This is a genomic window from Lentzea sp. NPDC005914, assembly GCF_040629405.1.
Lineage (GTDB): Bacteria > Actinomycetota > Actinomycetes > Mycobacteriales > Pseudonocardiaceae > Lentzea.
This window is the reverse complement of sequence record NZ_JBEXVQ010000039.1, coordinates 1-15196: the sequence shown is the minus strand read 5'-3', so window position 1 is coordinate 15196 and position 15196 is coordinate 1. Positions and strand designations below refer to the sequence as shown.

The following is a 15196-nucleotide window of genomic DNA, read 5'->3' as shown; positions in this document are numbered from 1 at the left end:
TCCACATACGACGGTGATGCACCCGGAACGGTTCCGCTACTTCTGCGTCTGCTGCGGATCCTTGATCTGGCCCTTCTGCGCCGGGGTGATCGCGTCGAAGCTGCGGTTCGCCTCGTTCTTGTTGAGCTGCGGTCCCATCGGCAACAGGCTCAGGATCTGGTTCGGCGCCGGCGGGAAGTTGCCCTCCAGCCCCAGTGCCTGGGCGGTGCCGGTGTCCGGGACGCCGTAGCGGACACCGCGGCCCGTGACGATCTGCACCGGGCCCGTGCCGTAGTCGCCGAGGCTCTGGCTGGCCCGCACGACCGCCTGCTTGCCCGGCAGCATCAGGAACTGGTCGATGATCTCGCCGCCTGCACCCGCCGCGTTCACCTCGACCGGGGACATCTCCTTCGGGCCGGGCAGCCTGGAGCCGATCGTGACCGTGATGTGCTCGGCCTTCGTCGACTCCGTGTAGTTCTCGGCCTTCCAGCCCAGGCAGATCACCGTGTTGCCGGGGTTCGCCTCGAGCGTGGTCGGGATCTTCTGCGGGTACGAGTCGAGCTCGAGCGGGTCCTTCGGGTCCTTGTGGTCCGCGATGGCGCTCGGCGAGAGCTTGATCGACTGCTTGTTGTTCGAGTACGCCCAGCGCAGCAGGTCGCCGACGGTCTCGTCGACGGTCTGGAAGCCGTCCTCCAGCGCCACCATGAACTCGGACGACGATGCGGTCCGCTCGACCTCGACGACGTCGCCGATGTTGACCTTCGTCTCGGTGACGTAGGTCGCCGGCTTGCCCTGGTTCGTGATGACCGGCGCGGCCAGCGGGGCGACCTCGGGGATCGCGTTCAGCAGAGCCGTGCTGATCGACCGCGGCGTCTTGTTCTTCAGCTTGAGGGCGTTGAGCGCCTTGTCGTTCTTCAGATCCACCTCGGCGCGGACCGTCGACGACGAGATGTTCGTCAGGTCCTTGGGCTTCTTGTAGATCAGGTAGGCCTTCTTGGCGCCGGTGCGCTGCTGCACCAGCACGGCCTCGTCGCCCAGCTCGGGGTTGCCGCCGCTCACGCCCGCGATCACGGAGGTCTTGATCTGGTTCTCCGCCGCCTGGTTCGCGCGGAACTCGTCCAGGTTGAGGGTGTCGCAGACCGACCACTGCGCGTCGATGCGGAGCTCCGGCTTCGGCAGCACGTCCGGCGCGTCCGGCAGGCCGGTGAGCCTGCCGCGCGGCAGGGTCGCGAGGGTCGCCTCGCTCACCAACTTGGGCTCGCCGCCCGCCACCTGGCTCTGCCCGCTGTTCGCGGTGCCACCCGGCGCGTCGCCGCCACCGGACTGCTGGTCCGGGTTGTTGCGGGAGTACCAGAGCAGCCGCGCCGAGGCGAGGTTCGTCATCGGGATCAGCCGCTTGGTCGGCTGCGCGTCGACCACGTAGACCTGGCCGGTCTCCTTGCTGATGGCGATCTGCGTGTTCTCGTCCAGCCGCGGTGCCGGCTTGAACAGCCCGTACACCAGGAAGCCGAGCAGAGCGACGACGCCCAGGACCACGCCGACCGCTGTCGCGCGCGAGTGGTTGCGCATGGGGTCATGCAACATCACCGCGTCTCTGCGGACCAGGGCGGACTGCATCCGCCGCAGGACGAATTGGTAGGCCTGGACCTGTGACTTGGTGGTGGGTGTTGATGCCATTCTCGGCTCGCTGCTCTCCCAGTCGCGGTACGGTTCGGCAGGATAGCCGGACGCAGGTTGCTCCGTGGGCCGGTTCGCCAAGCCCACCGACCATCGAGGGGAAAGAGACCACAACGGATGTCCGTGACCACTCCACATCCGCCCCGGCCGAACCCAGGGATGGCACGGCCGCAGGGACCTGGGGTTCCTGGCCAGCAGGCACCCGTGCCCCCGCGTCCTGTCGGGCGTGTCCGGCGCAGAGGTGCCGGAGTCAGCCTCGGCTCCTTGCCCGTCTCGAACGTAGTCACGATCGAGATCGGTCTCGCCATCGCACTCCTCGTTCTCACCCTCATGGGCGTGAAGAAGGGCACTGCGCTCAACGTCGTGTCGGTGTCGATCGCCGGCGGTGTGCTGTTGATCGCACTGATCCTGGCATTCACCCGAAGGCGTGGTCGTTGGCTGACCCAGTGGATCGGTGTTCGCCTGCGCTACAACTTCCGTTCGCACAGCCGGACCGCGAAGCGCGTCGAGCCGCAGGAGTCCAAGCCCGGTGACGACGAGATGCAGGTGCTCGGCCCGGAGGACCCGCGCGTCGCGTTGCTGCGCCTGGCGATCCCGGACCTGGTGATCGCGAAGGGCGTCGACCACGAACGCCGCCCGCTCGCGCTGTCGTGGCACGACGGCGTGTGGACGGCGGTGCTGCTGGTCGACCCGACCCCGCCGCTGATCTCCGCGGTCGGCACGGCTCCGTCCCTGCCGCTCGGCGCGCTGGCGCCGTGCCTGGAGGACCGCGGTGTCGTCCTGGACGCGATCACCGTGATCTGGCACTGCTACCCCGGCAGCGCGGCACTTCCGCCGAACTCGCCGGCGATCAGCTCGTACATGGAGGTGCTCGGCCCGCTGCCCGCGGCGGCCCGGCGCACCACGTGGATCACGGTGCGGCTCGACCCGCGCCGCTGTGGCGAGGCGATCAGGGAGCGCGGCGGCGGCGTCGTCGGCGCACACCGCGCGTTGATCGGCGCGTTGTCCCGTGTCCGCAACGCTTTGGAGTCCGCGGGCGTCACGATCCGCCCGCTCGACTCGGACGAGCTGCTGCGCGCCGCGATCTCGTCGGCCGAGCTGACCGCCGCCGTCGGCAACACGAACCCCGTGTCGCTGCGGGAGAAGTGGTCGGGCGTCACCGCGGGTGGCGTCGGTCACGCGAGCTACGCGATCACCGGCTGGCCGTCGAAGGGCCTGAAGGGCAACCTGAACTCGCTCACGGGCGTGCGGGCGCTGTCCTCGACCCTGGCGATGTCGATCTCACCGTCCCGTGAGGACGGTCAGGTCTCGCTGCGCGGCCTGGTCCGCGTGAGCGCCCGGACGCCGTCCGAGCTCGACCGCGCGGAGGACCAGTTGTCGAAGCTGAGCGACAAGCTCGACATCACGCTGACCCCGTTGCGGGGCAACCAGCTCGCCGGCCTGGCCGCGACGCTGCCCCTGGGAGGTGTGGCATGAGCTCGTCCCGTCTGCTCGACTCGCACGGCCGCGGCGCGGTGGCACCGGAGTTCCTGGTGTCGCCGAGCATGCTGGACGTCGTCAGCCCCAGCGGCGACCGCGGCGGCATGATGCTCGGCCAGGGCATCAAGGGCGAGCCGCTGGCGGTGTCCGTGCTGCGCCCCACCCCGACCCGCATGGTGGTCGTCGGCGGCCTGTACCTGGCCCGCCAGATCGCGCTGAGGGCCATGGCCACCGGCGCGTGGATCATCATCGCCACGGGCCGCCCACAGGCCTGGCAGCCGGTCGTGCGCGCGGCCGGACAGGGCCCGGACGGCCGCCCGTCCCAACTCGTGCAGCTGCGCCGCCTGTCGCCCGCGGATCTTCCCCGGCCGACCGAGGACATGCCGTTGCTCGTGATCCACGACGGCGGCCACGTCCCGCAGGAGCTGTTCCCGCCGCGCGCCCCGTGGCAGACCACGATGTACGTGCTGCCGTACCTGCACCCGCAGGCCTCGTCGACGGCGAACAACGCGGACCTCGTGCTGCTGCAGCGCCTCCCGATGGGCCAGGCGCAGCTAGCCGGGCAGATGTGGCGACTGCGGCCGCAGATGTTCCAGCAGCTGACCCAGCTGAAGGACGACCAGGTCATCGCGATGGGCCAGGACATGTGGGCGCACCTGCGCCTGTACACCACGCCCATCGAGCAGCAGATCCTCGGAGCCGTCCGCCGCGGCGACTGAGCCGACTTGAACTCACGCAACTTATCCAACTGAGACAGCGCGCCCCGGACGGTGAACCGTTCGGGGCGCAATTGTTTTGTCCATAGCTCAGCGGCACCAATTAATTCACAGGAACCGCAAATCTGTGGAATCGCCATTCGATGGCAATTCCGTGGACCTTCTTGTGCATAATCCGTCCGCGCCACTAAGAAAACTCTCACCTGCACAACCCTGCGACGAGGGAGCATGCTGCTATGGGAGAATCGTGGGCCAGACGAGCGGCCGGAATCGGACTGGTGGCGAGCACTGCGCTCGTCCTGTCGTCCGTCTCCGCCACCGCTGCGCCCGAGGGGGAGATTCGGAACCTCGGTGCGTCCAACTCGGTCAAGGACAACTACATCGTCGTGCTGAAGGACTTGAGCACGAGCAGCGTGAACGACCTCAGCGCCAAGTACAGCGCGAAGGTGCAGCACACCTACAAGTCCGCTTTGCGCGGTTTCTCCGCGCAGATGTCCGAGACCCAGGCCAAGCGCCTGGCAGCGGACCCGGCCGTCGCCTACGTCGAGCAGGACGGCGAGGTCCACATCTCTGACACGCAGACCCCGACCCCGTCCTGGGGCATCGACCGCATCGACCAGCGCGCACTCCCCCTGGACAACAGCTACACGTACCCCAACAAGGGCACCGCCGTCACCGCCTACATCATCGACACCGGCATCCGCCTGACCCACAGCGAATTCGGCGGCCGAGCCGTCTCGGGCCGCGACACCGTCGACAACGACAACGACGCCACCGACTGCAACGGCCACGGAACCCACGTCGCGGGCACCGTCGGCGGCACGAAGTACGGCGTAGCCAAGGACGTGAAGCTGGTAGCCGTCCGAGTCCTGAACTGCTCGGGCTCCGGCACCTTCGCAGGCGTCATCGCCGGCATCGACTGGGTGACCGACCAGGTCACCAACAGCCCGGCCAACAAGCCCGCAGTGGCCAACATGTCCCTGGGCGGCGGCGCCAACGACACAGTGGACGCAGCCGTGAAGCGTTCCATCGCCGCAGGCGTCACCTACGGCCTGGCCGCAGGCAACGACAACGGCGGCAACGCCTGCAACACCTCCCCGGCCCGCACCCCGGAAGCCATCACCGTGGGCTCCACGGACCGCACCGACGCCCGCTCGTCCTTCTCCAACCTGGGCACCTGCCTGGACATCTTCGCCCCAGGCCGCGACATCACCTCATCGTGGCTGACCGACGACAACGCCAACAACACCATCAGCGGCACCTCGATGGCCACGCCACACGTAGTGGGCGCAGCAGCCGTCTTCCTGGGCTCGTCCCCCACGGCCACCCCACAACAGGTCCGCGACGCCCTGGTCGAAAACGCCACCTCCGACGTGGTAACCAGCCCAGGCACCGGCTCCCCGAACAAGCTCCTGCACATCACCGGCACGGCCCCCGGCAACCCGCCGGGCCAGTGCCCGTCGGTCACCAACGACACGGACACCGCCATCCCGGACGCCTCCTCGGTGACCTCGTCCATCACCATCGCCGACTGCAACGGCAAAGCGAGCGCCACGGGCACCGTGAAGGTGTCCATCAAGCACACCTACCGAGGCGACCTGGAACTGGCCCTGATCGCCCCCTCAGGCGCCACCAAGCTCCTGAAGGTCTCCAGCGGCAACGACAGCGCCGACGACATCAACGCCACCTACAACGTGAACGTGGCAACTGAAGACGCGAACGGCACCTGGCAACTCCGAATCCGGGACCTCTACCGCCAGGACACGGGCACCCTCGACTCCTGGACCCTCGACATCTAGACCTCACTCCCACCCCTCGGAGCCCCCGGTCCCCCCGCCGGGGGCTCCACCCTTTCCAGGGCAGGCTCACGCAAGGGTCCCCCGAGCCACAGGCTCCCCCGCGACCCAACGTACCGAGCAGGTCTGACACTCCGGCGATGCCAAGACAGCAGGAGCAACACCGAAGGCAGCAGTAATGGCGGCAGCAGTAACGAAGGCGAAGCCGAGCCCAAGCGATGCCGAAGGCGAGCAGTACCGACGGCGAAGCCGAGGCAATGGCGACGCCGCAGGCGAGCTGCTTTTCCCGTGCGCTCCGGGTGGGGTCCCGTCACGAGTCGTGCCTCAGCTCTTGCCGCGCCAGGGCAGGGGTGTCAACGGGCCACGCTTTTCGTCCGGTTGACACCCCGACTCTGGTGTGGCTCGCTCCGGTACGGCTTGGGACGGGACCCCACCCGGACCGCACCACCTACGCAACGTGCAGCCGCCGAACGCACCAGGCGTGCCATCAACCCGCAAGCGGCGCTGGCTGGTCTTTGATCAGATTGGCGGGGTCCGGGGCGGAGCCCCGCGCCCTAAACAGGACACGCCCAACGCAAGGCGACCACCCACGAAGTCGCGGATCGCACGCAACGTGACCCGCCCAACGCAAGGCGACCACCCGCCCGGTCGCGTCTCGCACGGAACCGCCACCCGCCCAACGCAAGGCGACCCACCCAGACCGTTAAGACAACGTCCGAACCCGCCGAGTCACCTCAGCCCGGGCCCCCAACTCCCCATCCAACGGAAAGTCCACCCGAACCAAACACAGCCCATGCGCCGGAGCCACGGTCACCCCAGAAGCCCGCCCCGACAAAGCCAACAACGACGAGGGCCACTCGACCCCCTTCCGCCCCTCCCCAACAGCCAACAACGCCCCGACCAACGACCGAACCATCGAATGGCAGAACGCATCAGCCGAGACAAACGCCGTGATCACCCCGTCCTCAGGACTCCGCACCAGCTCCAGCCGCTGCAACTCCCGAATCGTGGTAGCCCCTTCACGCCGCTTGCAGAACGCACAGAAATCGTGCTCCCCCAACAACAACCCGGCCGCAACGTTCATCGCCGCAACATCCAGCGGACGGGGCCAGGCCAAAGTGTCCAACCGCCGCAACGGATGCGCCCCAAACGGGGCATCCGAAACCCGGTACTCGTAATGCCGCCGCAACGCAGAAAACCGAGCGTCAAACTCCGCAGGCACCACACGAGCAGAAAAGACCCGCACGTCCGTGGGCAATGCACGGGCCAGGCGACGAGCCAGCCCGGCAACATCCACAGTGGACGGCAGATCGGCGTGAGCGACCTGTCCGGAGGCGTGCACCCCGGCATCGGTCCGCCCGGCCACGGTCAGCACGACATCTTCGCGCAGCACCATCGACAGGGTGTCCTCGAGGACCCCGCACACGGTGCGACGTGACGGCTGACGGGCCCAGCCGGAGAACTCGGTGCCGTCGTACCCCAGGTCGAGGCGCACACGAACGAGCCCGCCGTCCCCAGAAGCGGGAACGACGGGCTCGTCAGCAGACGTACTGCTCAGGACTTGTCCTTGTCAGACGCCTCAGCAGCCTCGTCCTTGGCCTCTTCGGCCTCGACAGCCTCAGCGGTCGGCTCGCCGTCAACCTCGACGGCGGCGTCGGCCTCAACGGTCTCGTCAGCCTCGACGGCAGCGGCCTGGGCCGGCTTCTCGTCCTTGGCGAACTTGGTCTTGCGCGCAGCCTCGGCCTCGGTGGAGACGAGCTTCTGCTGCACCAGCTCGATGATGGCCATGGGGGCGTTGTCGCCCTTGCGCGCCAGCGTCTTGGTGATGCGGGTGTAGCCACCGGAACGGTCGCTGAAGAACGGACCGATCTCGGCGATCAGCTTGTGCACAACGTCCTTGTCGCGGATCGTCTTCATGATCTCGCGGCGGTTGTGCAGGTCGCCTGCCTTCGCCTTGCTGATCAGCTTCTCGGCGTACGGACGCAGCCGCTTCGCCTTGGCCTCAGTGGTCTTGATCCGGCCGTGCTGGAACAGCGCCGTCGCCAGGTTGGCGAGCAGCAGCCGCTCGTGCGCCGGAGACCCACCGAGCCGGGGGCCCTTGGTAGGGGTGGGCATCGCTTGCTCCTGTAGTTACTAAAAGAGATCCTCTAGCTCTGAATCAGAGCGTCAGAGCTGCTCGGTCTCCGCGTAGTCCTGACCGTCGTCGTGCGGGTCCAGGCCGGCACCGGCGCCCCAGCCCGTGTCACCGGGGTGGTAGTCGGCAGCAGCCGCGGACGGGTCGAACCCAGGAGGCGAGTCCTTCAGGGCGAGGCCGAGGCCGACGAGCTTCATCTTGACCTCGTCGATCGACTTCGCACCGAAGTTGCGGATGTCCAGCAGGTCCGCCTCGCTGCGCGACACGAGCTCGCCGACGGTGTGGATGCCTTCCCGCTTCAAGCAGTTGTAGGAACGGACCGTGAGGTCCAGATCCTCGATAGGCATCGCGAACGCGGCGATGGTGTCAGCTTCGGCCGGCGACGGGCCGATCTCGATGCCCTCGGCGTCGATGTTCAGCTCGCGAGCGAGGCCGAACAGCTCAACCAGGGTCTTACCCGCGGAGGCAACTGCGTCCCTCGGAGTGATCGAGGGCTTGCTCTCCACGTCGAGGATCAGCTTGTCGAAGTCCGTCCGCTGCTCGACACGAGTCGCCTCGACCTTGTACGTCACCTTGAGAACCGGCGAGTAGATCGAGTCGACGGGGATGCGGCCGATCTCGGCACCCGCCTGCTTGTTCTGGACAGCCGGGACGTAGCCGCGACCGCGCTCGACGACGAGCTCGATCTCCAGCTTCCCCTTGCCGTTCAGGGTCGCGATGTGCAGGTCGGGGTTGTGCACGGTGACACCGGCCGGAGGCACGATGTCGCCCGCGGTCACCACACCGGGGCCCTGCTTGCGCAGGTACATGGTCACCGGCTCGTCCTCCTCGGACGAGACGACGAGCTCCTTGAGGTTCAGGATGACGTCGGTGACGTCCTCCTTCACCCCGGGAACCGTGGTGAACTCGTGCAGCACGCCGTCGATGCGGATGCTCGTGACAGCAGCACCGGGGATCGACGAGAGCAGCGTGCGGCGGATCGAGTTGCCGAGCGTGTAACCGAAGCCCGGCTCCAGCGGTTCGATGACGAACCGGGAACGGGTCTCGGAGACCGCTTCCTCGGCGAGCGAGGGGCGCTGGGAAATCAGCACTGGATTCAACCTTTCGACAACGACGCCCGCTATTTGACGCCGTCAACAACAGCCAGCCACGAGGACCGGCAAACGCACTCGGCACACCCTTCGCGCCGATGCGGGACCCGACCCGAGCCACCGTCCCAACGGGACAGTGGCTCGGAGAGGATCACTTCGAGTAGAGCTCGACGATGAGCTGCTCGGTGACAGGCGTGTCGATCTGCGCGCGCTCGGGCAGCTGGTGCACGAGGATGCGCAGGTTCGAGGCGACGACCTGCAGCCAAGCGGGAATCGGGCGGTCACCGAAGGACGCGCGAGCAGCCTCGAAGGGCAGCGTCGGCATGGACTTCGGCTTCACGTCGATGATGTCGAACTTCGACACCTGGTAGCTCGGGATGTTCACCTTGTGGCCGTTGACCAGGAAGTGACCGTGAGCGACCAGCTGACGAGCCTGGCGACGCGTGCGGGCGAGGCCCGCGCGGTACACCACGTTGTCGAGGCGAGCCTCGAGGATCTGGAGCAGGTTCTCGCCGGTCTTGCCGGGGCGACGAACCGCTTCCTTGTAGTAGCGGACGAACTGCTTCTCGAGGACGCCGTAGGTGTAGCGAGCCTTCTGCTTCTCCTGGAGCTGCAGCAGGTACTCGGACTCCTTCACCCGGCCACGACCGTGCTGGCCGGGCGGGTACGGACGGCGCTCGAACGCCTGGTCCCCACCAACGAGGTCGACCTTCAGGCGGCGCGAGATACGCGTCGCGGGTCCCGTGTAACGAGCCATTAGTTCTTACTCCTCCCCGTGCCTCAGACCCGGCGCCGCTTGGGCGGGCGGCAGCCGTTGTGGGGCTGCGGGGTCACGTCCTGGATGGTGCCGACCTCGAGACCGGCGGCCTGCAGCGAACGGATCGCGGTCTCACGGCCGGAGCCGGGACCCTTGACGAACACGTCCACCTTGCGCATGCCGTGCTCGGCGGCCTTGCGGGCGGCGTTCTCGGCAGCCATCTGCGCCGCGAACGGCGTCGACTTGCGCGAGCCCTTGAAGCCCACGTGGCCGGCGGACGCCCAGCTGATCACGTTGCCCATCGGGTCCGTGATGGACACGATGGTGTTGTTGAACGTGCTCTTGATGTGCGCCTGGCCGTGCGAGACGTTCTTCTTTTCCTTGCGCCGGATCTTCTTGACCCCGGCTCCCGTGCGGGACTTGGGTGGCAAAACGAACTCCTAAGTTGAGGGCAGTAGACCCGAGGTCTTACTTCTTGCCGGCCTTCTTCTTGCCGGCCACGGTCTTCTTCGGACCCTTGCGGGTACGGGCGTTCGTCTTGGTGCGCTGTCCGCGAACGGGCAGGCCGCGACGGTGCCGAAGACCCTCGTAGCAACCGATCTCCATCTTGCGACGGATGTCGGCCGCGACCTCACGGCGAAGGTCACCCTCGACCTTGTAGTTCGTCTCGATGTGGTCCCGCAGCTTGGCGAGGTCGTCGTCCGTCAGATCCTTCACCCGGAGGTCCGGGGAGATCTCCGTGGCGGCGAGCAGCTCCTTGGAGCGCGTACGACCGATGCCGAAGATGTAGGTGAGCGCGATCTCCATCCGCTTTTCGCGGGGGAGGTCGACGCCAGCGAGTCGTGCCATGTGGCGGTTAACTCCTGTCGATTACTTCCAGGTCTGCTCCTCGCCCAATTCCGGTGACTGACTCGCTGTGTGTCGTTCCGGCTGCTCTCACAGCCGGTGTCCCGGCCCCGGCCTGGAATCCGGGGGTGTCCGCACGCTTGAAGCCCTGCATGCGGTAGGTGCGAGGAGGCTTCTCGTTACTGCGTCATCGAAGATCTCGACGAGCGCGTGGTGGAACTGCTCAGCCCTGGCGCTGCTTGTGGCGCAGGTTCTCGCAGATCACCATGACCCGGCCGTGACGGCGGATCACCTTGCACTTGTCGCAGATCTTCTTGACGCTCGGCTGAACCTTCACGCCTGAGATCTCCTGCTACTGGAGGTCACTTGTATCGGTAGACGATGCGCCCGCGGGACAGGTCGTAGGGCGAGAGCTCCACGACAACCCGGTCCTCAGGGAGGATGCGGATGTAGTGCTGTCGCATCTTGCCGCTGATGTGCGCGAGTACCTTGTGACCGTTCTCCAACTCGACCCTGAACATCGCGTTGGGGAGCGGCTCGACTACGCGGCCCTCGACCTCAATGGCCCCGTCCTTCTTGCCCATGTCCTCCGCGTTTCGTGACGGTGATAATAACCTTTGGACGCGTTCCAGCCCGGTTCGATCTCACCTGCGAGGGCATGACGGAACCGGCGCGACGGATGCGCCACCTGACCAGTGTACGCAGTTCACTCCGGCATCCCAAATCGGCCCCACCCGGAGCCGTCACCTGGCCGTGCGCAGCTCACCAGCAGCACCCGGAGCCGCGTGATGTCGTTGATCTCCGACTCGTGCAGCCCGAGCACGGACTTGAGCGTGCGGACCCGCTGAGCTGCGATCGTGCTGCCGTAGGCGGTGTCGTCTGAGCACCGCTGAGCTGCGTTGTTGAGCGCGAGGTCGCCAGTTCCGATGCCGTAGCTCTCGAGGCTCGGGTCGCCGGGCCCGCGCTGGACGAACCCGACCCGGTCGAGACAGTCCAGCAGCGTCGCGGTCACCGATCGCGTCTGCACGGCTTCCGGCCCGGACAGCAAGCGTGCGTGCCACTCGCGGACCACGGTGTCGTGCAGTTCCGTGATGCGACTCACGGCGTCGACGTACTCCCGCCCGGCCGCGAGCCGGGCCTGGCCGCCACAACCACCGTCGACCGGCGGAGGCGGGCTGACGAAGTTCGGCCGCACCACCCGCACGTCGCTGAACGGCGGATCGCAGTTTTCCACTTCGGCGATGGTGTCGGCGAGGAAGATCCGGTCGGCTATCCGCTCGGCCGGGAGGTCCTGGTAGGTGAAGTCGGTGGCCGGCTTAGAGGCAGCACAGCCCGAAACTGAAATCAGAAGCGCGGACAGGACGAGACGGGAGACCCGCACAATGCCCCCAGACATTGGACTCGTTCGTCACCTCGACCATATCCGGGATGACAAACGAAATAACCCCGCTCACCTCACGGCGAACGGGGTTTTATTCCAAGCCTCGAGGGCTATTAGTCCTCTTCGGGTGCGGTGAGCACCCAGGGACCTTCCTCGGTGATCGCGACGCTGTGCTCCCAGTGCGCGGCCCGCGTCCCGTCGAGCGTGATGACGGTCCAGCCGTCCTCCAGCTCCTGGGAGTCGTCCGTGCCGAGCGTCAGCATCGGCTCGATCGCGATGGCCATGCCGACCTTGAGCTTCGGGCCCTTTCCGGGCTTGCCGAAGTTCGGCAGGAACGGGTCCATGTGCATCTCGGTGCCGATGCCGTGGCCGCCGTAGTCCGCGACGATGCCGTACTCGATGCCGTCGCGCTCGCCCGACTCGATGGCCGAGGCCTCGATGGCGAACGAGATGTCCGTGAGCCGCCCACCCGGCACCGCGGCCTCGATGCCCGCGAGCATCGACAGCCTGGTCGCCTCGGACAGCTTGTGGTCGGCCGGCGAGAGCTCACCACAGCCGACCGTGACAGCGGAGTCGCCGTGCCAGCCGTCGAGGATCGCACCACAGTCGATCGAGATCAGGTCACCCTCTGCGAGAACCTGCTTGCGGTTCGGAATGCCGTGGACGATCTGCTCGTTCACCGACGCGCAGATGCTCGCCGGGAACCCGTGGTAGCCCTTGAACGACGGGATGGCGCCGGCGTCGCGAATGGTCTGCTCGGCGATCTCGTCGAGGTCCCACGTGGACACACCGGGCTTCACCGCGTCGACGACGTTGCGAAGGGCGCGCGCCACGACCAGGCCGGAGGCGCGCATCGCCTCCAGCTGGCCGCGGGTCTTGATCTCGATCATGCGTTCACTGCCCGAAAAACTCGAAACAGCAGAGCGGAGCCGGTCAAGCAGTCCACCCGTCACTTCTCGTCGCGCAGCGAGTTCAGAGCCGCCAGGGCACGCTCGCTGATCTCGTCGATCTCACCGACGGCGTCGATGGAGACGACCTTGTCCCCGTAGTAGTTCAGCAGCGGAGCCGTCTCGTTGCGGTACACCTGCTGGCGGTGCCGGATGACGTCTTCCTTGTCGTCCGTGCGCCCGCGAGCGAGCAGCCGCTCCACCACGACGTCCTCGTCGACCCGGAACTCCAGCACCGCGTCGAGCGCGTGGTCGTCGACCGCCAGGAACTCGCCCAGCTTGTCGGCTTGCGCCACGTTGCGCGGGAACCCGTCGAGCAGGAACCCGTCCGCCGCATCCGACTCGGCGAGGCGCTTGCGCACCATCTCGTTCGTGATGGAGTCAGGCACCAGCGCGCCCTCGTCGAGGATGCTCTGCACCTCGAGGCCGAGCTCGGTCTGGTTGCTGATGTGTGACCGGAAGAGGTCGCCCGTCGAGATGTGCGGCACGCCGAGCTTGCGGCTCAGAACCTCAGCCTGGGTGCCCTTGCCCGCACCGGGCGGGCCAACGAGAACGAGTCGCATCTAGCGGAGGAACCCTTCGTAATTGCGCTGCATGAGCTGGCTCTCGATCTGCTTCACGGTGTCGAGACCGACACCGACCATGATCAGAACCGCGGTGCCGCCGAACGGGAAGTTCTGGTTCTGGTTGTCACCAGTGAGGTCCAGGAACAGGTTCGGCAAGATCGCCACGATGCCGAGGTAGAGCGAGCCGGGGAGCGTGATGCGACCCAGCACGAACTTGAGGTACTCGGCGGTCGGGCGACCAGGACGGATGCCGGGAATGAAGCCACCGAACTTCTTCATCTCGTCAGCGCGCTCGTCCGGGTTGAACGTGATGCCGACGTAGAAGTACGTGAAGAAGACGATGAGCAGGAAGTACGCGGCGATGTGCACCCAGCTCGACTGCTTCGTCAGGTACGTCTGAACGAACGTCGAGAACCAGTTCGCCTCGGGGGACGACCCCTGGGTGAGGCGCACGACCAGGTCCGGCAGGTAGAGCAGCGACGAGGCGAAGATGACCGGGATGACGCCGGCCTGGTTCACCTTGAGGGGAAGGTACGTCGAGGTACCGCCGTACATGCGGCGGCCGATCATGCGCTTGGCGTACTGCACCGGAATGCGACGCTGAGCCTGCTCGACGTAGATGACGCTAGCGATGATGGCGAGAGCGGCCACGATCACCAGGGCGAAGGTGATGGCGCTCTTGTCGAGGATGTTCTTGCCCTCGGCCGGGATGCGGGCGGCGATACCGGTGAAGATCAGCAGCGACATGCCGTTGCCGATGCCCTTCTCCGTGATCAGCTCACCCAGCCACATGATGACCGAGGTACCGGCGGTCATGGTCACGACCAGCACGATGAGGGTGAAGATGCTGTCCTTGCCGGGGATGACGTCCTGGTCGCACTCACCGAACAGCTGCCCGCGCACCGCGAGGGCCACCAGACCGGTCGACTGCAGGATCGCGAGCCCGATGGTCAGGTACCGCGTGTACTGCGTGAGCTTGCCCTGACCGGCCTGCCCCTCCTTCTTCAACTGCTCGAACCGCGGAATGACCACGGTGAGCAGCTGAATGATGATGCTCGCGGTGATGTAGGGCATGATGCCCAGCGCGAAGATCGAGAGGTTGAGCAGTGCACCACCGCTGAAAAGGTTGATCAGCGAGTAGATGTTCTGGCCCTCAAGCTGTTCAGCACACGCGCGCACGTTCTTGAAGGACACGCCCGGCGCGGGCATGGTCGCACCAAGCCGGTACACAATGATGATCCCGAGAGTGAACAGGATCTTCTTGCGTAGATCCGGCGTCGCGAGAGCCGAGCGGAATGCGCCGAGCACGCGAACCTCCTGAGCGTTGCCGACCCCCAGGGACCGGCACATGCGGTAGTTGGCAGGCCGCAGCAGGCAGCCACGACCAAGCGACCCGGAGGACATCCGGGTTCAGCCCGCAACACTAACAGCCCCCCACCACCACCCCGTACCCAGTGGCCAATCACAGCTTCTAACTGGTTGATCACTGCCCACCCCACTAGGCCATCCGGTGTACTCAACGCGGCAAATCCGTGCTACGAGCAGCATTTTCCGCCACTCGCGAACGTTTGCACCCACCCAAGTGTTCCCAGCACCAGCCACGAAAGTTCTGCTACCCGCAGAACGCACGCAAACACGACGCCCCCCAACCGCGATGGCGAAGCCGAGCAGTACCGACGGCGAAGCCGAGGCATGCTTTTCCCGTGCGCTCCGGGTGGGGTCCCGTCACGAGTCGTGCCTGATCGTCTGCCGCGCCAGGATCGGGGTGTCAACCGGACACGCTTTTCGTCCGGTTGACACCCCCAAACAGGTGGGGGGAGCACCCGG

At 66.6% G+C, this 15196-nt stretch carries 16 protein-coding genes; 3 read left to right on the top strand and 13 right to left on the bottom strand.

Annotation, left to right across the window (positions count from 1 at the left end; all coding sequences use genetic code 11):
* Window positions 1-36: 36 nt before the first annotated feature.
* Entirely contained in the window at window positions 37-1656 is a 1620-nt protein-coding gene (gene eccB, locus ABZ345_RS38440) for a type VII secretion protein EccB (RefSeq protein ID WP_359859813.1), read from the bottom strand.
* A gap of 117 nt (window positions 1657-1773) precedes the next feature.
* On the opposite strand from eccB, the gene eccE reads away from it, so the two are divergent.
* The 3 genes from eccE to ABZ345_RS38425 all read left to right on the top strand — a co-directional run bounded on the left by eccE (window position 1774) and on the right by ABZ345_RS38425 (window position 5650).
* Entirely contained in the window at window positions 1774-3132 is a 1359-nt protein-coding gene (eccE, locus tag ABZ345_RS38435) for a type VII secretion protein EccE (RefSeq protein WP_359859811.1), read from the top strand.
* The gene (locus ABZ345_RS38430) at window positions 3129-3854 is read left to right on the top strand and encodes a hypothetical protein (protein WP_359859809.1); all 726 of its coding nucleotides are present in this window, start codon (window positions 3129-3131) and stop codon (window positions 3852-3854) included. Before eccE ends, ABZ345_RS38430 begins: the two co-directional genes overlap by 4 nt.
* Before the next feature lie 233 nt (window positions 3855-4087).
* Window positions 4088-5650, top strand: a complete 1563-nt coding sequence (locus tag ABZ345_RS38425; protein ID WP_359859807.1) for a S8 family peptidase — start codon at window positions 4088-4090, stop codon at window positions 5648-5650.
* 700 nt (window positions 5651-6350) lie between these two features.
* Here the strand turns inward: ABZ345_RS38425 and truA are convergent.
* The 12 genes from truA to secY form a co-directional block, all read right to left on the bottom strand.
* Complete coding sequence (gene truA / locus ABZ345_RS38420) at window positions 6351-7142, bottom strand: tRNA pseudouridine(38-40) synthase TruA (protein ID WP_359859805.1); 792 nt, start codon at window positions 7140-7142, stop codon at window positions 6351-6353.
* Between the two features lie 59 nt (window positions 7143-7201).
* Window positions 7202-7762, bottom strand: a complete 561-nt coding sequence (gene rplQ / locus ABZ345_RS38415; protein WP_359859803.1) for a 50S ribosomal protein L17 — start codon at window positions 7760-7762, stop codon at window positions 7202-7204.
* A gap of 51 nt (window positions 7763-7813) precedes the next feature.
* Window positions 7814-8872, bottom strand: coding sequence for a DNA-directed RNA polymerase subunit alpha (locus ABZ345_RS38410; protein WP_285643098.1), 1059 nt, complete (start codon window positions 8870-8872; stop codon window positions 7814-7816).
* A 151-nt stretch (window positions 8873-9023) separates the two neighbouring features.
* Window positions 9024-9629, bottom strand: coding sequence for a 30S ribosomal protein S4 (gene rpsD / locus ABZ345_RS38405; RefSeq protein ID WP_086669043.1), 606 nt, complete (start codon window positions 9627-9629; stop codon window positions 9024-9026).
* 23 nt (window positions 9630-9652) lie between these two features.
* Window positions 9653-10060 (bottom strand): 30S ribosomal protein S11, encoded by a 408-nt coding sequence (rpsK, locus tag ABZ345_RS38400; RefSeq protein ID WP_086669042.1) that lies wholly within the window; start codon window positions 10058-10060, stop codon window positions 9653-9655.
* Between the two features lie 37 nt (window positions 10061-10097).
* Entirely contained in the window at window positions 10098-10478 is a 381-nt protein-coding gene (rpsM, locus tag ABZ345_RS38395) for a 30S ribosomal protein S13 (protein WP_045309821.1), read from the bottom strand.
* Between the two features lie 220 nt (window positions 10479-10698).
* The gene (gene rpmJ / locus ABZ345_RS38390) at window positions 10699-10812 is read right to left on the bottom strand and encodes a 50S ribosomal protein L36 (protein ID WP_010148647.1); all 114 of its coding nucleotides are present in this window, start codon (window positions 10810-10812) and stop codon (window positions 10699-10701) included.
* 25 nt (window positions 10813-10837) lie between these two features.
* The gene (infA, locus tag ABZ345_RS38385; RefSeq protein WP_005166804.1) at window positions 10838-11059 is read right to left on the bottom strand and encodes a translation initiation factor IF-1; all 222 of its coding nucleotides are present in this window, start codon (window positions 11057-11059) and stop codon (window positions 10838-10840) included.
* A gap of 122 nt (window positions 11060-11181) precedes the next feature.
* A complete protein-coding gene (locus tag ABZ345_RS38380) occupies window positions 11182-11871 on the bottom strand; it encodes a hypothetical protein (protein WP_359859798.1) in 690 nt (229 codons plus the stop codon).
* A gap of 98 nt (window positions 11872-11969) precedes the next feature.
* On the bottom strand, window positions 11970-12746 hold the full coding sequence (gene map / locus ABZ345_RS38375; protein ID WP_359859796.1) for a type I methionyl aminopeptidase: 777 nt from the start codon (window positions 12744-12746) through the stop codon (window positions 11970-11972).
* Window positions 12747-12805: 59 nt separating this feature from the next.
* Entirely contained in the window at window positions 12806-13366 is a 561-nt protein-coding gene (locus ABZ345_RS38370) for an adenylate kinase (protein WP_359859794.1), read from the bottom strand.
* Window positions 13367-14677, bottom strand: a complete 1311-nt coding sequence (gene secY, locus ABZ345_RS38365) for a preprotein translocase subunit SecY (protein ID WP_359859792.1) — start codon at window positions 14675-14677, stop codon at window positions 13367-13369. It abuts the gene before it with no gap.
* Window positions 14678-15196: the final 519 nt, after the last annotated feature.